The following is a 20,001-nucleotide window of genomic DNA, read 5'->3' as shown; positions in this document are numbered from 1 at the left end:
CCATTATAAATTTGTACAAGTGTAATCTGTGATTTTAATTTAAGAATTTTTTGGATCGCAATGTGCATAACCTACCTCTAGTGAAACTAGTGTAAGTAGCGAATTGCATAATCACAAGTTGAAATGCTGAAAAATGCCCCCATTAATGCTAAAGAGGACATAATTTCAGCAAGTCAGATTGTTTGTAAAGCAGAAGTCTAACCAACAATGCTACGAATAACTGCAAAATAGAGCACTAAGGCAATTACCCCCAATGCAATCATAATGGCGAAAGCCCCAACACCATTTTCTGCATCTGCAGGGTGTGCAGGATCGTCATCTGCAATACGTCTTAGCTCTCCATTGTATGTTTCATAAAAATCAGCCCGTTGATTTTCATCAAGCTGACGTGTGAAATCATAAACTCGTTTACGTTGTGCCAAACAAAAATCACCAAGATGAATTTCTTGATGAAAAACTGCTTCATCTAATAGTGTTCGGTGATATTGCGCCAACGCTACAATTTGAGAAACAGTTGGAGGCATATCAAAATCAAAACCGTCTAATGTATTTGTCATGTTATTCTCCTTATAAAATACAGTTTCCTGTTTTATTATCATATTCAATCCTTTGATTGTTCATTGTTTAATCATGTAAACAAAATAAGATGAAGAATACTCGACAATATATTTGACAATTCCAGCAATTTGTAATAAATATTTAACATTAGCGTGATATTTATACCTAAAGGTAAAAATACCTTTAAGTGATCATAATTAGAATAAGGAGCTTAATATGATTCAACAAATCTCTCATCATGACTTAGAACATGCGTATGCGGATGCAGTAAACACCATTCAATCACAAATGAACTTCGCAGAAGCAGTACAACAGTTAGAAAGCGTTGCACGCGCTGGCCACGGTAAAGCAGCACTATTTTTAGCAGAACTTTATTATCAAGGTTTCCGCGTAGAACGTGACTCGCTGAAAGCACAATACTGGCAACAGCTTGCCACCATGAAAGCATAATAAAACGTCACCTAGGTGGCGTTTTTTTGAGCCTAACATTTTGATATGACATATTTATTTACATAGTTATGCAAAGCTTACACTGAACTTTCATCTTAATTATTTAAAATAGCGTCATGTTCCTTACTGACATAACGCTATGTACAAAATTTTAAAACTCCAACCGATTTCAAATCATTTATATTTAAAAATCAATATTCTAAGAGGCATGATGTACTGCGGTATTCTTTGGGGGCTTTACAACACTGAACAGCAAGGCTGGGCGATGACCTCAGATCATGATGACTATGTTTTCCCTTTTTGGCTCAATGGTTTACACGCACATCAATATGCTCAATTGCACTGGCCAAACTATATTCCTAAAAAAATCACACCGCAGGATTTCCAGAGCGCATTACTGCCTACTCTATCACGCTTAAAAGTCACCCCTGCGCTATGTAATGGCACAAAGCGTATGAAGCTCAGTACGTCTCAAATGCGTCACTTTTTCTTCAATGACGCTATTCTAGAGCCAGCTTAAGGTTCATTGAGAACAATAAAGTTCAATGAACTTATTATTTTATTGAGAGCTATGACTGTAAAGTATTTGCTTTTTTTTTAAATCGCGCTAATTTAAATATAAAACAATAACCACAACTGAGGATATGCCCTATGACCAATGTTGCTCAAGTATTAAAAGATAAAGCACATCAAGCAATCTACACCATCAGCCCTGAAGCCACGGTTCTTGAAGCAATTTCACTTATGGCAGATAAAGGCATTGGTGCACTTGTGGTCACACAAGAAGAACGTGTTGTAGGTATATTGTCCGAACGTGACTATATGCGCAAAGTCATGTTGATGGAACGTAGTTCGAAGCAAACCACAGTCAATGAAATTATGACAGCAAAAGTACTAACGGTCACAACAGCAGTTACGGTTGAAGAATGTTTAGACCTGATGACAGACCGCCACCTACGTCATTTGCCCGTGGTTGAACAAGATCAATTATTGGGACTCATTTCTATTGGTGACTTGGTGAAAGCGGCAATGGATGATCAAAAGAAACTGATTGAGCAACTACAACAGTATATTTCAGGTTAAGTTTTAATATTTAGGTGTTCAACCATAAACGCATACTCAGCATTGGCTATTAATGATAAAAATATAAAACCAAGATCATAAAAAATCCCTGCTCTAAACAGGGATTTTTTTATATGACTATGAAAGGCTTAAAACTTAATTCAGACCTAATTTTGCAGCGACATAATCTGCATCTTTGTCGCCACGACCAGATACATTCACCACAATTTTAATATCTTTGGCCAACTTTGGAGCTTCACGAAGTACCCACGCCACGGCATGTGAACTTTCAAGCGCAGGGACAATCCCTTCAACTCGTGACAACCGCATAAACGCATCCAAGCACTCTTGATCAGTCGCAGTGGTATATTCGACACGACCCAAGTCTTTCAGCAGACTGTGCTGAGGCCCGACGCCAGGATAATCTAGACCTGAAGCAATTGAGTGTACTGGTAACGGTTCACCTTGATCATTTTCAAGTACATAACACGCCATACCATGAATCTGACTTGGTTTACCTAAAGTTAAGGTTGCCGAGTGCATGTCGGTATCAAGACCATGACCTGCTGGTTCGACACCAATCAGTTTCACATCTACATCGTTTAAAAATGCGGTGAAAGCACCCATAGCATTTGAACCGCCACCCACACATGCAACCACATAATCTGGGTTAGCACCAAAGCGATCATGGGTTTGTGCTTTAATTTCTTTACCAATAATCGACTGGAAGTCTCGCACCATCATTGGAAATGGATGTGGCCCAACAACCGAACCAATAGCATAGATATAATGGGTTGGATCTTTTAAATACTCTTCAAAAGCACTGTCCACAGCATCTTTCAGCGTTGCAGTACCACGTGTCACTGAAATGAGTGTTGCTCCAAGGATTTTCATTTTGACGACATTGGGATGTTCTTTTTCAATATCCACCTGCCCCATATGAATTTCACACGGAATCCCGACCAAAGCACAGGCTGTTGCTAATGCAACGCCGTGTTGGCCTGCACCCGTTTCTGCAATCACTTTGGTTTTACCCATATATTTTGCAAGCAGCGCTTCACCCAAACAGTGATTAATTTTATGTGCGCCTGTGTGGTTTAAGTCTTCACGTTTAAGATAAATCTGTGCCCCGCCCAACTGTTCAGATAACCGTTTTGCATAAAACAACGGACTTGGACGACCAACATAGTGTGCAAACAGTTCAGCAAGTTCAGTTTGAAATTCTTCTGTTGCACGAATTTGCTCGTAAGCAACTTTAATGTCATCCATTGCCACTTTTAAGTGAGGTGGAATAAACTGACCACCATAGTTGCCAAAAAAGCCCGCATCATTCGGCAAAGCAATACCATTAATTTGATGGTCCATTATTTTATGATCCTTATTCTTCAAATGTGCTTTATTTCCAGCGTTATCGTGCTAAATACTTGGTCATATCCTCAACGCCTTTGAGAGTCATTGGGTACATATGGTCTTCAAAAATTTGCTTAATTAAACCAATCGTATGGGTGTAATGCCAATAACGATCTTCTTCTGGGTTCAACCATGCTGTTTTTTCAAAATGATTGCGTAAACGCTGCAGCCAGACATTGCCTGCTTCATCATTCATATATTCAACCGAACCACCCACAGAATTGAGTTCATAAGGTGCCATAGAAGCATCCCCAACCACAATTACACGATAGTCGCGTCCATAGGTATTGAATAAATCCCACGTATTCATACGGGTGCTTGAGCGACGTACATTGTCCTTCCAAACATAGTCATATAAACAGTTATGGAAATAGAAATACTCTAAGGTTTTAAACTCAGTTTTCGCCGCACTAAAAAGTTTTTCGCATTGTGCAATGTGTGAATCCATCGATCCACCCACATCAAACAACATCAGCACCTTAATGCGATTACGACGTTCAGGCACGAGCTGCACATCGAGTATGCCTTGCTTCGCGGTTTCACGAATTGTACCGTCGATGTCTAACTCTTCAGCCGCACCTTGTCTGGCAAACTTACGCAAACGACGCAATGCCATTTGCATCTGACGCGTTCCGAGAATCTGATCATCATCCAAATTCTGATATTTACGTTGTTCCCAAACTTTTACAGCAGAACGCTTACGTCCCGGCCCACCAATACGCACCCCTTCAGGATGATCACCATAAGCACCAAATGGAGACGTTCCTCCAGTGCCGATCATCTTGTTTCCACCCTGATGTTTCTTATGCTGTTCGCGTAAGCGTTCTTCCAGCATTTTCATGAGTTCTTCTAATGAGCCGGCTTTCTTTAATTCTTCACGCTGCTCAGGAGTTAGATGCTTTTCTAAGAGTTCTAAATCGAACCAGTCTTTCGGTAACTTTTGAACTTTATTCAGTAAATCATCTAAATCAAAAGTTGAAATCCCATCAAAATAGTCTTTCATCCCTCGGTCAAATTTGTCAAAGAAGCGTTCATCTTTCACCATAATCGTTTTGGCGAGTTGATAGAACTCGTCTTGATCGGCAAAGACCAAACCTGAAGCAACAGCTTCATTCAGATCGATCAGTTCACGCGTCGAGACGGGAACACCGTATTTGCGTAAGGTATAAAACAAGCGCACAAACATGCGTGTTTCTCCTTTAGCGACGGGACATGAAGGCTAAACGTTCAAGCAACTGTACATCTTGTTCGTTTTTAATGAGTGCGCCATATAAAGGTGGAATGGCTTTAGACTTATCATGATTACGCAGTACATCTTCTGGCATATCATCGGCCATCAGCAAGCTTAACCAGTCAATCAACTCAGAGGTTGATGGTGGTTTTTTTAGACCCGGAACTTGACGTAATTTGAAGAAAACTTGTAATGCTTCATTGACCAATGCCGTTGAAATTTGCGGAAAATGAACATCAATAATTTCACGCATGGTTGCATCATCTGGAAATTCAATATAGTGAAAGAAACAACGACGCAAGAATGCATCTGGAAGTTCTTTTTCATTATTTGAAGTAATAATCACAATAGGACGTTGTGATGCAGTAATGGTTTCGCCCGTCTCATAGACATAAAAAGACATCTTATCCAATTCATGCAACAAGTCGTTTGGAAACTCAATGTCCGCCTTATCAATTTCATCAATCAATAAAACACAACGTTCTTCACTGGTGAATGCTTCCCACAATTTACCCGGTTTAATATAGTTTTTAATGTCATAAACACGGTCGTCACCCAGTTGGCTGTCACGTAGACGTGAAACCGCATCATACTCATATAAACCTTGCTGGGCTTTTGTGGTTGACTTGATGTGCCAAGTCAATAATTTTAAGCCTAAGCTCTCAGCCACTTGTTCAGCCAGTAAAGTTTTGCCCGTACCCGGCTCACCTTTGACCAACAAAGGCTTTTGTAAGCTACGTGCAGCTTTTACAGCAAGTTTTAAACTATCGGTAGCGATGTACTGATCTGTACCCGTAAATTGTTGTGTTTCAACAGACATGATTAAACCTTATTTTTATTAATTACAGCGGTGAATGATTGTTACTGACAACTGCTTTGGTTTTATTAGCCACATATTTTGACCAAAAGAAACCGATCACAAGCCCCACACCCATGACAAAGAGAATCAGTGACAAATTTGACCAAATGAGTGCTGATTCTTTCGTTAACACACCGAAAAGCAAGCCAAAAATAGCCGGTGCAATCGATGAGTTTGGACCTTCGGAAACCGTTGGCGTCAATAAAATGGCAAAGATCATCATCCATGTGATGCCACCCAACAGCTTCGGCAGGCGTGTAGCAATGGAATACCAACACCACAAAATTAGCAAACTGCCCAAAAGGTAAACTGTGACAGCAATACTGTCTTCAGGAATTGAATCGAGCATTGAAAGAAAACTATCCACGGTGCAACTCCTGAATTATGCTTTATGCGCCACGAAGGCCTTCTGGTGCCGCAGCATTCGGATTGATTAATCCTTCTGGCGGCATTTGTAGGAAGAAGCCTTGAGTTTGAATCGAATCCATGACATGCAATACATTTACACGGGCCAATTTACGCGCTTCACTCAGCTCTAATGACATCACAAAAGTCGCTCGACCAAATGCAACACGAACAGCTTCAGGTAAAACATTCAATGGGCTAAAATCTTCAGCGGCTTGATCAGCTTCAGTTGGACAAGCAATATAAAGATACATTTCATCTTTTTTGCTTGATTTATAAATAGAACATTGCATATCTAAAACAGCACTCAAATAACTCAAGCCACAGGATACATCAAATAAAAGCAGCTGACATTAGTCATGATTAACGCATCAGTCGTGATTTTGTATAAATATTCAAACTTCAGACCAATTGACTAATTATTAATCCATGACTTTCATTTGCGTTGAAAGATAGCTTTCATCACGGCGTAGGAGTTGAATTAAAGGTTGGGTTAGCAAATCATAGCGCCAACCTAATAAATAATCAGGCAAGTCTTGCTCATCATTATGAAAAACCACATGTTGATGCAGTGCGTTCATCCACTTTTTGCGCATCAACACTTCTTTAGGAATGCTGGTTTCATTGACCACATTTTGAATTAAGTGATCAATCTTCTCTCCCACATCTTTTGAAGAATGACGGATCGGACGTGCCATGCGTAGCGGCCAATCCGCTTGCTCAGGCAAGAACTTCACCAAATCTAAAATGGTTTTGCCATGCTCGCGGACAACGTTTTGACGTATGTCTTTTACACCCGATAACTGAAAAGCATTTTTTGGATTTTTCTCAACCAAATCAATCATGCTTGAGTTTTTCAAAATGAAACTACGTGGTGTATTAAGCGCTTTCACCATCTGTTCACGCCATACAGCCAACTGCTGTAACTGCATTAACTGACGACGTGAATGTCGATAGTTACCAATATCTTGATAGAGTAAATGCAAAGGCGTTTCTGTCGCGATTTCTTGCGTCAGATGCTGACAGTCTTCAAGTGCAAAATGTAAAAGTGACTTTGAATCTAGTTCTTGTTTAACTTTTTCTGAGAGATTCATTAAGTACAGCACATCGTTTGCCGCATAGCTCAATTGTGCAGGGCTTAATGGACGTGCCAACCAGTTTGAACGCGTTTCCCCTTTGTCGATATCGACATCCAACATTTGTTTCAGTGCATTTTGATAGCTGACTTGTAGACCATGTCCTAAAAAAGACATGCCCACTTGGGTATCAAATACATTGTTTAAGGTTTTATGCTGTGCATAGTGATAAATCAGGTCGATATCTTCGCTACAGGCATGAAAGACATTTTGCTGTGCACGAAAAAGTTTATTCCAAAATTCAGATAAATCGAGTGTCGTACCATCGAGTAAATAGACATTGTTTTCGACATTGATTTGAAATACGCCTAACTTCGGCCATAAGGTATCGACTTTGATGAATTCTGTATCGAGTCCATAGACTTCGTTACGATCCATTTTTTCCAAGACTGGTGTTAAGTCTTGTTGCTGCTGAATAAACTGAAACATATCCTACTGCGTCTAATGCTAGATGCTCTTTGGGCTATCTTACCTGAATAAGATTATTTAGCTATCAAGATTTCTAAGGGTTTTTTAATTATTTGCCGTTTTTTGTGATTTTTTTATACAACTAGATTCAAATTAATATTTTTTTTATCTTACTCAAGATTTCAATCTTGTAGCTCAACTAAAAAATGAAACAAGTATCGAAATACTTATTTCATTCGCATTCTATTATGTACAGCTTGGCTTAAGGTATGACTATCGACATATTCAAGTTCACCACCCTGTGGTACGCCTTGTGCAATGCGCGTCATTTGGATCGGTAAATGTTTCGTTGCCTCGACCAAATAGTGCGCTGTGGCCTGACCTTCTACCGTTGCATTGGTCGCCAAAATCACTTCTGTTACTTTACCATCGCCTAAACGCTGGATTAGATAAGGAATGCCGATCTCTTCAGGCCCAATACCATCAAGTGGAGATAAATGCCCACCTAATACATGGTATTTACCGCGGAAACTGCCACTTTGCTCAATCGCCATCACATCTGCGGGTGACTCAACCACACAAAGAAGTTGATCGTCACGTTCATGCGAGACGCAAATGTCACAAACTTCGTTTTCGGTCAGTGAGTGACACAAACTGCATTCGTGAATATAGCTGGTGGCTTCGTTCAAAGCATGTGCAAGACCCACAGCCCCTTCACGATTTTTCATAATCAGATGAAGCGCCATGCGCTGAGCCGATTTCGGCCCAACACTTGGCAAAATACGTAAAGCTTGTACCAATTGATCAAAACGATCGCTAAACACTATACGTATTCCTTAATTAGAATAAACCAGCAAGACCTGGTGGTAAGCCTGCACCTGAGTTCGCAGCTTTCATACGCTCTTCAGTGATTACTTCGGCTTGACGTGCAGCATCATTCATTGCCGCAGCAATTAAGTCTTCAATCATATCTGCATCATCTTGCAATAATTCAGGATTGATTTCGATACGTTTTACCACATTACGGCAAGTCATCGTTACTTTAACCAAACCACCACCAGCTTCAGCATGCACTTCAGTTTGCGCAAGCTCTTCTTTAGCTTTTTTAATGTTGCTTTCCATGTCTTTTTGCATGCGTTGAGCTTGTTGCATTAACATATTAATGTTCATTAAAATCTCCGAACATAAAATTAAAAAATTAGATTAAGTCTAAACCACGTGTTATATCGCGAATAATATCATCAATATCTTCCAAACCAACAGAAACACGAATTAAACCTTCACGAATTCCTGCGGCTTGTTTCGCTTCTGGTGAAAGTTTGCCATGGGTAGTCGTTGCAGGATGGGTAATGGTCGATTTCGCATCGCCCAAGTTACCTGTAATTGAAATAAACTGAGTATTGTCAATAACAGTCCATGCCCCTTCGCGCTCGCCTTTCACTTCAAAAGAAACGATCCCACCAAAGCCTGTTTGTTGCTTCGCTGCAAGCTCATGCCCAATATGATCTGGTAAACCCGCGTAATACACTTTTTCGACTTTCGGGTGTGTATTTAAGAATTCCGCCAGCTTTTGCGCACTTGCTGAGTGCTCGCGCATACGTAAACGTAAAGTCTCTAAGCCTTTTAAGAATACCCATGCATTGAAAGGACTCATTGAAGGCCCTGTGGTACGTACATAACCAAACACTTCTTCGAGTAGTTTATGACTACCCACTACTGCACCACCAAGAGCACGACCTTGACCATCCAAATACTTCGTCGCTGAATAAATCACCAAGTCCGCACCAAACTCAATTGGGCGCTGTAATACTGGTGTACAGAAACTATTATCAATTGCTAAAAGTGCGCCATTGGCATGTGCGATATCAGCAAGTGCTTGAACGTCTGCCACTTCAGCCAAAGGATTCGACGGAGACTCAACAAAGAGCAATTTAGTTTCAGGCTTAACGGCATTTTTCCATGCATCTAAATCTGTTAAATCGACAAAGTCGACAGTTACACCAAACTTAGCCACATATTTTTCAAACAAAGATACGGTCGAACCAAATACCGCACGTGAACAAATCACATGATCGCCCAGTTTTAAAAATGACATTGCCACAGCCATAATTGCGGCCATACCTGAACTGGTTGCCACTGCACGTTCTGCACCTTCTAAAGCTGCAAGGCGTTTTTCAAACATTGCAACAGTTGGGTTGGTAAAACGCGAGTAGATGTTCCCTGGCTCTTGACCTGAAAATTTTGCTGCGGCCTCTGCTGCATTTTCATAGACAAATGATGAAGTTAGAAAGATAGGTTCGCCATGTTCTCCCTCGAAACTACGCGTATGCCCAGTACGAATGGCTAAGGTATCTATTTGGTATTCAAATTCGTCTTGTTGGCTCATGGCTCTAGTTCAGTCGACAGACTGCCTTTGTAAAGAATTGCCAACATTTTGAGCGTCTAGGCTATTTAAGGTCAAGGTAAAATACGCGAATATTGATTAGACTTCGATCAAACTTTCTGCTTATTTGAGATCTAAGACCTATATGCACTCTTTAAAAACTAAAATTTCAACGCATCAAAATAAATTAAAGAATCTTTCTACGCGCATTTTTAATGGAAAGTCACTCATTTTGTCACAAAGCACACCTTATGAAGTGATTGAAACATTTGATCTGACCCAAATTCGCTATTACACACCTGAAGTGCGTAAGTATAAAGAACCCTTAGTTTTTGTGGTCCCGCTAGCCATCAATATGTCTATTTACGACCTTTATCCTTATCGCTCACTGGTGAAGTACTTCCAACAGCAAGGCTTTGCCGTATATGTGATTGATTGGGGGGAATTAAATATTCATAACCGTCATTTTAACTTTCTGACCTTTATTGATCATTATATTCCATTCTGTATACAAAGCATTTTAAAACATAGTGATAGTGAGCAAATTTCCCTGCATGGCTGGAGTATGGCTGGCATTTTCGTGACCTTGTATACCGCCTTACATCAACCCAATTTTGTGAAAAATTTAATGGTTTTGGGGAGTCCAATTGACAGTTATAAATCTGGGCGAAATGGTCAGTTCTTTGCATATCTCAATCGAATCATTTCAAAAAGCAAAGCATTACAACAACAAATTTATCAGGGCAAAATACCGAAGCGTCTGCTTCATACCACTGGGAGATTAAATACTTTTGGTTTTAAAATCATTGATCCTATCGGTTGGTTTCAAAGTCATAAAAACCTACTGCTTAATTTAGATGATCATGAAGCTTTGTATGAACATGCCACCATTGGCGGTTTTCTCAATCGTATGATTGATTATCCTGGCGGCATCAACCAAGACATGCTTTTTAATGTTTGGCTGCGTAATCCACTCAAAACTGGACTAATCACATTAAATGAGAAAAGCATAGCTTTAAAAAATATACGGTGCTCATTGCTTGTGGCTGCGGGCACAACAGACCAACTTGTTACAGCAGAGGCAGCTCAACCATTAACCCAATTGACAAGTAGCACCGATGTCACGTTTACTCTTATCCCAGGGGGACATTTAGGACTGATGTCGAGTAAGCGTAGTGCCGATGAATTTTGGCCACAACTGGCTCAGTGGTTAAGTGAACGTTCAAGTAAAATTTAAATACTAAGGTTTGACATGATTCAGTCAGTTGCATTTATCGGTCTAGGCGCCATGGGTTATCGCATGGCATCACACTTACCTAAACACTTTGAACACGTGTGGGTATGGAATCGTAATTTTGATAAAGCAAAACAACATGCAGAAGCCTATGGCACACAGGCGGTGGAACTTGCGCAAGCCGTTCAGGCCGATGTAGTCTTCTCTTGCCTTCCAACCAGTCAAGATATTGAAGACTTACTTGCACAAGTTGAGCTTAAAGCAGGCAGTATTTGGGTCGATTGCACCAGCGGTGTACCCTCTTCTGCAAAAAAAGTAGCTGAACAGCTTAAACAACATGGTGTGGACTTTTTAGATGCACCTGTGAGCGGTCAAACTATTGGTGCTGATAATGCAACCCTTACGGTTATGATCGGTGGTGATGCCGCAGCTTTTGAACGCGCACTACCAGCTATTCAAGCATTTGGTAAACTGATTAAACATGTAGGAGAATCAGGTGCTGGTTTTGCAGTTAAAGCCGTAAACAATATGCTTTTGGCTGTGAACCTCTGTGCTGTGGCCGAAGGGTTTACCACCCTAAAAGCCCATGGTGTAAACTTAAACGAAGCATTAGATTGCATTAATGCGTCTAGTGGTAAAAGCGGCGTAACTGAAACTGTTTTACCACAGCGCATTCTCAACCGCAGCTTCCCGCTTACTTTTGCACTCCCTCTATTAGCAAAAGATACAGGCATTGCCGTTGATTTAGTCCGCGAAGCCAAACTATCCGCACCTGTGATTGGACTGGCTCAAAGTTTAATTCAAAGTGCCAGTGATTTATCTGAAGCAGACAGCGATTTTTCTTCCGCAGTTAAACTATATGAGTCATGGAGCAAAATTACTTTAGAGTAATGTTTATCACAATAAGTCGTACTTTAACTTTAATCATAAGTTAAGTTATTTCTATGAACGCTAACAAGAAGCCTCATAAAGAGGCTTTTTGTTTATTTCTAATTTTATTGACGTTTTGATTCATTAAATGTCTAACTACATATTTAAAAATTATACGCTGTATCGGACTGAGCTCTTGTTGATGTAGATTATAAAAATCATCTGGGCTATCAAATAAACCAAAATCTTGGTTAATCCCCTTGTCTTGGATAAAAGTATCATTCAAATTCCAATCAATAGGTGGATTTTCAAAATTCTCGGTAAATACCCCAAAACCACAAAAGGTTGTTGTTTGATGCTTATTTATACTTTGTAATTTTTCTAGATAAAGTCGATCAATAATTACACCCCACTGTGACCCTCTCAATGAAATTTAAAAGTGTTAGAGCCTAAAAAAGTTGTAGAAATAGGCTAAATTACATAAAAAACATGAATATCCAGTTGTATCTGGTATTTTAAAAGCTCTTGATATATATAAATTTTATGTATTATATGCAGAAATTATGAAGTAAAATTACAATTGAGTAAGAACTCACCATTGAATAAACAGAACAAACCCCTATAAAGTAATAGCGTGACTACATACAATGTTACAAACTGAGGAAATTCTCATGAAAAAGTTGACTGTAGCGGTTTTTGCCAGTCTTGCAACATTCATCGGGGCGCAAAGTTTTGCGGCATCACCTGAGCAAGAGTGTCAAAAATTAAAAGATGATCATGATGTCATTTATGCATCTAAAGGTTTCTGTTTTAAGGACCCTGAAGCGAAAGCAAAATTTGGCAATGATAATTGCTACACCACTAAACCGAAATTCTCTGAAAAAGAGCAACAACGTCTTGACGCCCTTAAAGAACGTCAAAAAGAATTAAACTGTAAGTAAATCAGTTTAAGCGAAACTTAAGGAATAGACATGGCTTACGATGAGCAAAACATTTTTGCACGAATTTTACGTGGTGAACTTCCAGCCATTAAAGTATATGAAGATGACCAAGTTCTTGCATTCATGGATATTATGCCTCAAGCAGACGGTCATACTTTAGTCATACCCAAGACACCTGCGGTGACTTTACTCGACCTCCCTGCCGATGCTGCTGCCTACACCATTCAAGTGGTACAAAAAGTAGCAAAAGCCATTGAAGTCGGTTTGGATGCCCAAGGCATTGTCCTCATGCAACTGTCTGGAGCTGCTGCTGGGCAAACCGTTCCCCATGTACATTTCCACCTCATTCCGAGTTCGGTACATGAGCTAGGTAAGCATGCGTTACAAATGGGTGATCAAGAAAAAATCAAAGCACAAGCAGAAAAAATTCGTGCTGCTTTGTAATTCCATCTATCAAATCAAGGAGCTTCGGCTCCTTTTTTTAGGTCTAAAAATAAATAAGATCAATAATATAAGTCTCCAAAATCCACCTTAACAATTTATCGTGGAAATGCATTTGACATTGAGTTGTTTAATATTTTTGTAATATTCCCTTAATATTAATGACTTATTTGTAATCAATAATGAGCGCCAAGAGACAGAAGTCTGATGAATAAAAAGACGACTGAATAACCTTTTATAGACGAATCAACAAAAAGTCTTTCTTGGAGCTACACATGAAAAAAACACTTTGCGCATTAGCAGTTGGGGCAACTTTACTTACACCAGCTTTAGCGATGGCTGCTGACGTAAAAATTTATGGCCGTGCGCATGTTTCTTTAGACTATCTGGATGATGGCGCTGACTATAACGAAGTTGGTCTTTCTTCAAACAGATCACGTTTAGGCTTCAAAGCTGAACAAGAACTTGAAAACGGCATGACTGTTTTTGGTCAAATCGAGCAAGAAATTAACTTTGCTAGCGGCGACCAAGATGACAAAAGCGTTGATTTTTCTACTCGTGATACCTTTGTAGGTTTAAAAGGTGACTTTGGTCAAGTACGTGCAGGTCGCTTTGACAGCCCATTTAAAGTGGCTCGTGGTCCAGTGAACTTTTTTGGTAACATGGTTGGTGACATTCGTAACGTCACCCGTGCTGATATGAAGTTTGATGAACGAAACGAAAATACCGTTGAATATAAATCTCCTAAATTCGGTGGTGGCTTTAACGTACTTGCAGCTTTATCATTACATCCAAAAACTTCAATTCCAAAAGATGCAACTACTGGTGAAGGTCAGGACGATAATAAAGCTTACGATCTAGCTTTAACTTATAACGAAGGTCCGGTTGGCTTTGCTGCTGCTTATGAACGTTACGAAGAAAACTCTGCAATTGGCGCAGGCGAACGTGATGGTTTCCGTGTTGCGGCAGCATATAAAATTACACCTGAATTAAACTTCGGTGGCTTATACCAATACCTTACACATGATTTAGAAGGTACTGCAGCAAAATATGCTGATGCACAAGTATTTGGCGTAGCAGCAGACTATAAAGTGGCACCGAAAACTTATGTACGCGGTCAGGTATTCCACCGTGACGTTGACACCGATGATGCAAACTCTACCCTTTTAGCGGTTGGTGTTGAACATCGTTTAGACAAGGCAGTACGTGTATATGCAAACCTTGCAACCATGTTAAATGATAAAAATGCAGACCTTACTCCTTGGAAAGAAGGTCGTAGCTTTGGTAACTCTGTAAAAGGTGCTAAAGACGAAAACTCTACAGCACTTTCTTTAGGTTTCCGTTACGACTTCTAAGTCTAACCAAACTTAAAAAACAAAAAAACACGCTTCGGCGTGTTTTTTATTGCAACAACTTATAGGCAAATAAAAGCCAGCAAATTTGCTGGCTTTGTTTATCTAGGTAAGTTTTACAAAGATGATTTTTTAACATTAACGCTTTAAAAAGCCAGATACTAAATTCATCACCTGTTGAATATCAGCATTGGCTTCTTGTTTACTGGTTTGCTCACCCTGCGGTGTCAATGAGTCAATAATTTGTGGTAAGACTGTAGAAATCGCACTATAAATATCTTGCTTCGGCGCTTGAGTTTGCTCTGCAACTTGCTCCACCGCGGCATCATCAAACAAGTTTTGAACTTGCTCTGGATTTACACTGGCGTTTTCTCCAGGTCCTGTAGAAACCCAGTCCTCAACCTGACTGCTTAAACCTTGCCCTTTGAGTTTATCTAAAGCTGCCTGCAAACCACCTTGCTGTTGAATCCATGCCAAAATCAAAGGCAATACCGCAATCAATAAACTTTTTCCACCGCCTGCGAATCCTGAATTCTGCGAGTTTGGCGCCTGCTGCGACTGCCCACCAGTCAAACCACCCAACACCGAGCCTAAAATATCACCCAGACCACCCTGTTGTGTTTGGCTCGTACCACCCGCTCCGAGTTGTCCAAGCACCGAACCCAAAATCCCACCCAAACCACTTTGCTGATTTGACTGTTGCTGACCGCCCATGGCCTGCTTTGCCAAAATTTCTATAATATTATTAAGGTTCGTCATCACTTTATCCTTTCTAGGTTTTTAAACAGCATACGGTGTTTAAAAAAACCCTATAGAGATAAATTGTTAATTTTTGCTATGAATGAAAAAATACAGTCGTAGTCGAATCACCAACGGAATTTATTCCAGTTTTCAGGATTCGCCCAAAATTTTGAATTGAACCAGTCAGGCACATGCTTATAAGTCAAAATATTAAATTGCCATAAAGCAAAGTCTTTACCATGCGTCGTTTTATCGATTAGTTGAGTAAAACCTAAAGCACGAAGTAGTTGTTCATCCTGCAATTGACTCACCACCACAATACGCTTTGCCATCAAATCTCTTAAACGCACCAATAGTTGTGATTTTTGTTGTGAGCTTATATTTTGGATTTCTGCCGTGTCAAAAAGCACAAAACCTAAATCATAGCGCTGGGTAAAAGGCAGACTTAAAAAGTCAGATACGCTAAAATATTGCCATTGAATAGATTGATGATGATTTGGGCTGAGATCCTGCCCAATACACAATGCAGTTGAAATAGGCTGTTCTTGAGATAAATCGTCTAGCATAGAAGTAATGACGTTCAGTTCAGCCATAACCGCATCCTTAATATTGAGTGAGTAATTCTGTATGGAACTTCAAGGCATTTGCCATAAAATGCATATAGGTCTTAAAGACCTTAGTGTAACTGATCAACATACACACAAGGCAAATGTTGAATATAAATTTATCCTAGATCGTTCAGAAGTTGACCTTCCATTTAACTTGGGTCAAGAAATCGAGATTGAATGGACTGGTAAAATCTTCTGTGTTTCATGTGGTGCTAAAACATCTAAATCGTTTTCACAAGGCCATTGCTTCAAGTGCTTTAAAACCAAAGCCTCTTGTGACATGTGCATCATGAAACCTGAAACCTGTCACTACCACTTAGGCACTTGCCGAGAAGACAGCTTCGCGCATGAAGTTTGTTTCCAGCCACATATTGTTTATTTAGCCAACTCAAGTGCCCTAAAAGTTGGGATTACACGGATTAGCCAAATGCCAACCCGTTGGCTCGATCAAGGTGCAACCCAAGCCCTTCCAATTATGAAAGTCGGTTCGCGTCGTCTTTCAGGCCAACTCGAAATTATGTTTGGCACACAAGTGGCAGACAAAACTGATTGGCGTAAACTGCTCAAGGGCGAAGCAGAACCACTCGACTTGATTGAAGTTCGCGAACAACTCATCGAAGAATTTGCACCTAAAATCCAAGCCATTCGTGAGGAATTTAATCAAAACCTTGAGTTTAATGAAACAGTGGAATTGCTAGAAAACGAACTGCCACGTGAATTTGTTTATCCTGTTGAACAATACCCAGAAAAAGTTAAATCTCACAATTTGGATAAAACTCCCGTGATTCGCGGTAAGTTACAAGGAATTAAAGGTCAGTACCTGATTTTAGATACGGGTGTGATTAATATTCGTAAATATTCAGGTTATGAGCTCAGAATCCGTGCCTAAACCTACTTACCCTTAAGTAGAATTTGACTATCTCTATCTCTATACATAAAAAAACCTGCACGAATGCAGGTTTTTTTATGGTATGCGATTATTTAATTTTCGCATGTGCTTTTAAGTATTGCACATAATCTTCAGCTTCTTGCTGACCACGAAGTTGTTGATATAACTTCGAAAGCTCAGCCAACTGCTCATCCGTCAATGCACTAGACGTCGTCTTGTTTACGTTTGATACCGCGACTACCACCATTTCTGTTGGCAATAATGCTGTTGTTACAGACCACTGTCCTGCTTTTGGTGCCGCTTGGCTAAATGCCGCACGCTCAACTGCACGCGGTAAACCTTGTGAACGAATAAACACTTGCGGTGGAGTAAAGGTCAAACCGCTCTTGGCAACAACTGATGCTGCTGGTTGAGTTTTAAAGTCTTTTAAACTTTGAGCAATTTTGGCTTTAGCAGCATCATAAGCTTTTTGTTCAACCAATTTTGCTTTCACACGTGGTGTTGCTTCTTGAAGCGTTTGGACACCTGCCGCATGATAATCACGTACTTTTGCCCAAACCACATCCCCATTCGGAAGTTGAATGCTGCTGGTCGCGTTACGATCACCATTTTTAACGTCATCGTTAAACAGTTTCACTTTTACCGCAGCATTACTTAATACAGGATGCTGTGTAGATAAGGTCATGCCTTTTACAGTTTGAACTTGTACACCTTTAACTTCTTGAGACACCACATCTAAAGCATCTGAGTCTACAACCAGTTCATTTAAACTGTTTACAGTATCAGAGAATGCATTGGCTGTTTTATTCTTTTGAACTTCCGCCGTCAAACGTGCTTTTTCATTTTCAAAAGATGGCAACTTCACAGCTGGCGCATCAGTTTCAATGACATGGTAACCAAATTCAGTTTTTACAGGCGCTGATACTTGACCTGATTTAAGTGATGCTACAGCTTGGTCAAAAGCATCACCAAAAGTGCCTTTGTTATAAACTGCTAAAGCACCACCATTCGCTTTAGATGCAGTATCTTCAGAGTATTGAGCCGCAGCTGCTGCAAAGCTTGTTCCTGCTTTAATTTTTGCCACAACTTCTTCTGCACGTTTTTTCGCTTCAGCATCTGTACGTGCATCAGTCGTAATCAGAATATGTTTAACCAAAGGCGCAATATTCTCTTTTTGTGCTTCAACAAACTGTGTATAGGCTTGCTGCAACTCGGCCTCTGTTACAGGTAAAGCAGCAGCAGGTACATTGGCTGGTGTTAACAACACATAGTCAACATCTACACTTGCCACTTGTTTAAACATAGCTGGGTGTTGCTTGTAATAGTTTTCAATCTCTTGTGCTGAAACCTTGACGTTCTTTTTATATTCATCAAGATTTACATTGGCAAACTGCACAGTACGCTGTTCTGTTTGTAAGTTAGCAATTTGTTGAATATCTAGTTTACTCACCAATGCATAATCAACAAAAGTCGAACGCATCATTTTTAATGCATGGTCTTGACGTAAGTTTGCAACGAGCGCATCACTACTCATACCCACAGACTGCAAATAGCTTGAATAACGCGTTTCTGAAAATTTTCCATTTTCTTGAAAACTTGGCTGTTGAGCAATCATCTGTTCAATTTGAGTATCACTGAGTGAAATGCCCAGCTTTTCAGCCTGTTGTAATAACAAAGTATTTGCGATCAGTTGGTCCATCGCTTTATCTTTAATAAAGCTTTGGTTGAGTAAAGTTTCATCCCCATTAGCATAAGCTAAGAATTGTTCTTTAAAGGAAGCGGTTAAGGTCTCTAATTCCTTTTCAGAAATATCTTGGCCATTGACTGATTTTACAGCGTCTTTTGATCCGCTACTAAAATATCCTTCAATACCTACAAGTGCTAAAGGGGTCAAAAACAAAATGAGCAAAGCTTTGCCCAACCAACCCTTAATAACTTTACGAAAAGATTCCATAAGTATTCCAATATTTTATTTGCCCGAGATTTTAACTGAAAAGCAGCAATGAATGAATGTGTTATCGACACATTTTCTAATGTTTAATAAAAAACGCGCCGAAAAGGCGCGTTTAGTATTTATTTAAAAGATTAAGCAACAGAATCTTTTAAACCTTTACCAGCTTTGAAGCTTGGTACTTTGCTTGCTTTAATTTCTAAAGTAGCACCAGTTTGTGGGTTACGGCCAGTACGTGCAGCACGTTCTTTCACGTTGAAAGTACCAAAACCAACAAGTGTAACTGTATCACCAGACTTAAGCGCTTCAGTGATTGAAGCAATTGTAGCGTCTAAGGCCTTACCAGCATCAGTCTTAGACAATCCCCCTTTCTCTGCAATTGCATCAATTAATTCTGATTTATTCATGTGGATCGCGTCCTCTTAATATCGTTTATTTAAGGTCCAAAAATTTAGTATAAATTACCGTAACGCCTTTATAGCAATGCTTTAGGTGAAAACGCAATACTCTGTATATGCTTTTTTGGAAAATAAATCACAAAAAAACGTTGAAAAAGGTACAAAAGCACAACCAGATCACTTTTTATTCACTTTTTCGTTTAACTTCTTATTTTCTTCAATCAAAACATCGATTTTATCATTAAGTTGAAGAATCAGGTTTTCTAAGTACTGAATGTCTTTCACTGTGACCAATCCAATCCGGTTTAAGGAGTGATTTACCCCGCGATCTACAATCTTCTCAACCTTGTCTTTAGTATCCGTCACCGATTCACGCGCTTTTTCAGATACCTTTTCAACCGTTTGGTCAGCAATCTCAGTGGTTTTAGATTCTAACTCTTCGCCGACTTGGACCAACGAGTCAAATAATTTATTCCCCTCTTCCTCTGCACGTGAAAAAGCACCCAAACCGGCTAACCAGATTTGTTTGGTATACTTTCTGAAATCCAAACTATTTTTACGGTGAAAATGATGCTTAGTTTTTGTTTTTTTTAGTGTTTCATCTTCTTGCGAAATATCATCTAACTCTATATCTGCTTTTTCCATTAGCACCATCTCCTGCATGATTTATGTGC

The 20,001-nt window shown here is 39.7% G+C and carries 24 protein-coding genes and 1 pseudogene; 9 read left to right on the top strand and 16 right to left on the bottom strand.

The features are described from left to right. Positions 1-197 precede the first annotated feature (197 nt). On the bottom strand, positions 198-557 hold the full coding sequence (locus HUK62_RS08510) for a hypothetical protein (RefSeq protein WP_004697078.1): 360 nt from the start codon (positions 555-557) through the stop codon (positions 198-200). A 217-nt stretch (positions 558-774) separates the two neighbouring features. Here HUK62_RS08510 and HUK62_RS08505 point away from each other — a divergent pair, with 217 nt between their 5' ends. From HUK62_RS08505 to HUK62_RS08495, 3 genes are all read left to right on the top strand, one after another. Continuing rightward, positions 775-1,008, top strand: coding sequence for a hypothetical protein (locus tag HUK62_RS08505; RefSeq protein WP_176537620.1), 234 nt, complete (start codon positions 775-777; stop codon positions 1,006-1,008). Between the two features lie 139 nt (positions 1,009-1,147). Beyond that, positions 1,148-1,528, top strand: a complete 381-nt coding sequence (locus HUK62_RS08500; RefSeq protein WP_114837285.1) for a DUF2750 domain-containing protein — start codon at positions 1,148-1,150, stop codon at positions 1,526-1,528. Between the two features lie 131 nt (positions 1,529-1,659). Then, a complete protein-coding gene (locus HUK62_RS08495; protein WP_176537619.1) occupies positions 1,660-2,091 on the top strand; it encodes a CBS domain-containing protein in 432 nt (143 codons plus the stop codon). Positions 2,092-2,226: 135 nt separating this feature from the next. Here the strand turns inward: HUK62_RS08495 and trpB are convergent, their stop codons facing one another. The 9 genes from trpB to HUK62_RS08450 all read right to left on the bottom strand — a co-directional run bounded on the left by trpB (position 2,227) and on the right by HUK62_RS08450 (position 9,905). After that, a complete protein-coding gene (trpB, locus tag HUK62_RS08490; protein WP_176537618.1) occupies positions 2,227-3,435 on the bottom strand; it encodes a tryptophan synthase subunit beta in 1,209 nt (402 codons plus the stop codon). A gap of 43 nt (positions 3,436-3,478) precedes the next feature. Then, entirely contained in the window at positions 3,479-4,666 is a 1,188-nt protein-coding gene (locus HUK62_RS08485; RefSeq protein ID WP_058951936.1) for a VWA domain-containing protein, read from the bottom strand. Positions 4,667-4,679: 13 nt separating this feature from the next. Further along, positions 4,680-5,531 (bottom strand): MoxR family ATPase, encoded by an 852-nt coding sequence (locus HUK62_RS08480; RefSeq protein ID WP_004697065.1) that lies wholly within the window; start codon positions 5,529-5,531, stop codon positions 4,680-4,682. 22 nt (positions 5,532-5,553) lie between these two features. Beyond that, complete coding sequence (locus HUK62_RS08475; protein ID WP_004697064.1) at positions 5,554-5,937, bottom strand: hypothetical protein; 384 nt, start codon at positions 5,935-5,937, stop codon at positions 5,554-5,556. Between the two features lie 22 nt (positions 5,938-5,959). Continuing rightward, positions 5,960-6,268, bottom strand: coding sequence for a YcgL domain-containing protein (locus HUK62_RS08470; RefSeq protein ID WP_004984643.1), 309 nt, complete (start codon positions 6,266-6,268; stop codon positions 5,960-5,962). Positions 6,269-6,397: 129 nt separating this feature from the next. Continuing rightward, positions 6,398-7,540 (bottom strand): HRDC domain-containing protein, encoded by a 1,143-nt coding sequence (locus HUK62_RS08465; protein WP_058869670.1) that lies wholly within the window; start codon positions 7,538-7,540, stop codon positions 6,398-6,400. A 206-nt stretch (positions 7,541-7,746) separates the two neighbouring features. Next, positions 7,747-8,343, bottom strand: a complete 597-nt coding sequence (gene recR, locus HUK62_RS08460) for a recombination mediator RecR (RefSeq protein WP_004697052.1) — start codon at positions 8,341-8,343, stop codon at positions 7,747-7,749. A 16-nt stretch (positions 8,344-8,359) separates the two neighbouring features. Next, on the bottom strand, positions 8,360-8,689 hold the full coding sequence (locus HUK62_RS08455) for a YbaB/EbfC family nucleoid-associated protein (RefSeq protein WP_004697049.1): 330 nt from the start codon (positions 8,687-8,689) through the stop codon (positions 8,360-8,362). Positions 8,690-8,717: 28 nt separating this feature from the next. Beyond that, entirely contained in the window at positions 8,718-9,905 is a 1,188-nt protein-coding gene (locus HUK62_RS08450; protein ID WP_176537617.1) for an O-succinylhomoserine sulfhydrylase, read from the bottom strand. Positions 9,906-10,047: 142 nt separating this feature from the next. Between HUK62_RS08450 and HUK62_RS08445 the strand changes: the two genes are divergently transcribed. Together HUK62_RS08445 and HUK62_RS08440 are read left to right on the top strand one after the other, a co-directional pair. Then, positions 10,048-11,139: an alpha/beta fold hydrolase gene (locus HUK62_RS08445; RefSeq protein ID WP_176537616.1), complete on the top strand. Its 1,092-nt coding sequence runs from the start codon at positions 10,048-10,050 to the stop codon at positions 11,137-11,139. Between the two features lie 15 nt (positions 11,140-11,154). After that, positions 11,155-12,027: an NAD(P)-dependent oxidoreductase gene (locus tag HUK62_RS08440; RefSeq protein WP_004984654.1), complete on the top strand. Its 873-nt coding sequence runs from the start codon at positions 11,155-11,157 to the stop codon at positions 12,025-12,027. 73 nt (positions 12,028-12,100) lie between these two features. Here the strand turns inward: HUK62_RS08440 and HUK62_RS19025 are convergent. After that, a pseudogene (locus HUK62_RS19025) lies at positions 12,101-12,415 on the bottom strand (transglutaminase); the annotation flags it as partial. Between the two features lie 262 nt (positions 12,416-12,677). Here HUK62_RS19025 and HUK62_RS08430 point away from each other — a divergent pair. The 3 genes from HUK62_RS08430 to HUK62_RS08420 all read left to right on the top strand — a co-directional run bounded on the left by HUK62_RS08430 (position 12,678) and on the right by HUK62_RS08420 (position 14,743). Then, positions 12,678-12,947: a YARHG domain-containing protein gene (locus HUK62_RS08430; RefSeq protein WP_176537615.1), complete on the top strand. Its 270-nt coding sequence runs from the start codon at positions 12,678-12,680 to the stop codon at positions 12,945-12,947. A gap of 30 nt (positions 12,948-12,977) precedes the next feature. Further along, positions 12,978-13,391, top strand: coding sequence for an HIT family protein (locus HUK62_RS08425; RefSeq protein ID WP_004697031.1), 414 nt, complete (start codon positions 12,978-12,980; stop codon positions 13,389-13,391). 272 nt (positions 13,392-13,663) lie between these two features. Continuing rightward, positions 13,664-14,743 carry a porin gene (locus HUK62_RS08420; RefSeq protein ID WP_176537614.1) on the top strand — a complete coding sequence of 360 codons (1,080 nt, stop codon included), beginning with the start codon at positions 13,664-13,666 and terminating at the stop codon, positions 14,741-14,743. Between the two features lie 135 nt (positions 14,744-14,878). Here the strand turns inward: HUK62_RS08420 and HUK62_RS08415 are convergent, their stop codons facing one another. Together HUK62_RS08415 and HUK62_RS08410 are read right to left on the bottom strand one after the other, a co-directional pair. After that, positions 14,879-15,499, bottom strand: coding sequence for a YidB family protein (locus tag HUK62_RS08415; RefSeq protein WP_125281497.1), 621 nt, complete (start codon positions 15,497-15,499; stop codon positions 14,879-14,881). A 107-nt stretch (positions 15,500-15,606) separates the two neighbouring features. Continuing rightward, positions 15,607-16,074 carry a DUF6231 family protein gene (locus tag HUK62_RS08410; protein ID WP_176537613.1) on the bottom strand — a complete coding sequence of 156 codons (468 nt, stop codon included), beginning with the start codon at positions 16,072-16,074 and terminating at the stop codon, positions 15,607-15,609. A gap of 34 nt (positions 16,075-16,108) precedes the next feature. Here HUK62_RS08410 and HUK62_RS08405 point away from each other — a divergent pair, with 34 nt between their 5' ends. Continuing rightward, positions 16,109-16,978 (top strand): DUF2797 domain-containing protein, encoded by an 870-nt coding sequence (locus tag HUK62_RS08405; protein ID WP_176537612.1) that lies wholly within the window; start codon positions 16,109-16,111, stop codon positions 16,976-16,978. A gap of 88 nt (positions 16,979-17,066) precedes the next feature. Here HUK62_RS08405 and HUK62_RS08400 read toward each other — a convergent pair whose 3' ends face one another. The 3 genes from HUK62_RS08400 to HUK62_RS08390 form a co-directional block, all read right to left on the bottom strand. Continuing rightward, complete coding sequence (locus HUK62_RS08400; protein WP_176537611.1) at positions 17,067-18,932, bottom strand: SurA N-terminal domain-containing protein; 1,866 nt, start codon at positions 18,930-18,932, stop codon at positions 17,067-17,069. 131 nt (positions 18,933-19,063) lie between these two features. Next, the gene (locus HUK62_RS08395; RefSeq protein WP_004697018.1) at positions 19,064-19,336 is read right to left on the bottom strand and encodes an HU family DNA-binding protein; all 273 of its coding nucleotides are present in this window, start codon (positions 19,334-19,336) and stop codon (positions 19,064-19,066) included. A gap of 168 nt (positions 19,337-19,504) precedes the next feature. Continuing rightward, positions 19,505-19,972 (bottom strand): phasin family protein, encoded by a 468-nt coding sequence (locus tag HUK62_RS08390; RefSeq protein WP_004984677.1) that lies wholly within the window; start codon positions 19,970-19,972, stop codon positions 19,505-19,507. Positions 19,973-20,001: the final 29 nt, after the last annotated feature.

The sequence above is a fragment of the Acinetobacter sp. NEB 394 genome, assembly GCF_013374795.1.
Lineage (GTDB): Bacteria > Pseudomonadota > Gammaproteobacteria > Pseudomonadales > Moraxellaceae > Acinetobacter > Acinetobacter johnsonii.
The sequence above is the reverse complement of the archived record's forward strand: the minus strand, read 5'-3'. Positions and strand labels throughout refer to the sequence as shown.

Bases quoted from the DNA above. Each gene is read 5' to 3' on its own strand.
- HUK62_RS08425 (WP_004697031.1), top strand. From the start codon at position 12,978: ATGGCTTACGATGAGCAAAACATTTTTGCACGAATTTTACGTGGTGAA.
- HUK62_RS08405 (WP_176537612.1), top strand. From the start codon at position 16,109: ATGGAACTTCAAGGCATTTGCCATAAAATGCATATAGGTCTTAAAGAC.
- HUK62_RS08400 (WP_176537611.1), bottom strand. From the start codon at position 18,932: ATGGAATCTTTTCGTAAAGTTATTAAGGGTTGGTTGGGCAAAGCTTTG.
- HUK62_RS08440 (WP_004984654.1), top strand. From the start codon at position 11,155: ATGATTCAGTCAGTTGCATTTATCGGTCTAGGCGCCATGGGTTATCGC.
- HUK62_RS08410 (WP_176537613.1), bottom strand. From the start codon at position 16,074: ATGGCTGAACTGAACGTCATTACTTCTATGCTAGACGATTTATCTCAA.
- HUK62_RS08495 (WP_176537619.1), top strand. From the start codon at position 1,660: ATGACCAATGTTGCTCAAGTATTAAAAGATAAAGCACATCAAGCAATC.
- HUK62_RS08510 (WP_004697078.1), bottom strand. From the start codon at position 557: ATGACAAATACATTAGACGGTTTTGATTTTGATATGCCTCCAACTGTT.
- HUK62_RS08420 (WP_176537614.1), top strand. From the start codon at position 13,664: ATGAAAAAAACACTTTGCGCATTAGCAGTTGGGGCAACTTTACTTACA.
- HUK62_RS08470 (WP_004984643.1), bottom strand. From the start codon at position 6,268: ATGCAATGTTCTATTTATAAATCAAGCAAAAAAGATGAAATGTATCTT.
- HUK62_RS08465 (WP_058869670.1), bottom strand. From the start codon at position 7,540: ATGTTTCAGTTTATTCAGCAGCAACAAGACTTAACACCAGTCTTGGAA.
- HUK62_RS08505 (WP_176537620.1), top strand. From the start codon at position 775: ATGATTCAACAAATCTCTCATCATGACTTAGAACATGCGTATGCGGAT.
- HUK62_RS08390 (WP_004984677.1), bottom strand. From the start codon at position 19,972: ATGGAAAAAGCAGATATAGAGTTAGATGATATTTCGCAAGAAGATGAA.
- HUK62_RS08485 (WP_058951936.1), bottom strand. From the start codon at position 4,666: ATGTTTGTGCGCTTGTTTTATACCTTACGCAAATACGGTGTTCCCGTC.
- HUK62_RS08415 (WP_125281497.1), bottom strand. From the start codon at position 15,499: ATGACGAACCTTAATAATATTATAGAAATTTTGGCAAAGCAGGCCATG.
- HUK62_RS08450 (WP_176537617.1), bottom strand. From the start codon at position 9,905: ATGAGCCAACAAGACGAATTTGAATACCAAATAGATACCTTAGCCATT.
- HUK62_RS08455 (WP_004697049.1), bottom strand. From the start codon at position 8,689: ATGAACATTAATATGTTAATGCAACAAGCTCAACGCATGCAAAAAGAC.
- HUK62_RS08445 (WP_176537616.1), top strand. From the start codon at position 10,048: ATGCACTCTTTAAAAACTAAAATTTCAACGCATCAAAATAAATTAAAG.
- HUK62_RS08500 (WP_114837285.1), top strand. From the start codon at position 1,148: ATGTACAAAATTTTAAAACTCCAACCGATTTCAAATCATTTATATTTA.
- HUK62_RS08480 (WP_004697065.1), bottom strand. From the start codon at position 5,531: ATGTCTGTTGAAACACAACAATTTACGGGTACAGATCAGTACATCGCT.
- HUK62_RS08430 (WP_176537615.1), top strand. From the start codon at position 12,678: ATGAAAAAGTTGACTGTAGCGGTTTTTGCCAGTCTTGCAACATTCATC.
- trpB (WP_176537618.1), bottom strand. From the start codon at position 3,435: ATGGACCATCAAATTAATGGTATTGCTTTGCCGAATGATGCGGGCTTT.
- HUK62_RS08395 (WP_004697018.1), bottom strand. From the start codon at position 19,336: ATGAATAAATCAGAATTAATTGATGCAATTGCAGAGAAAGGGGGATTG.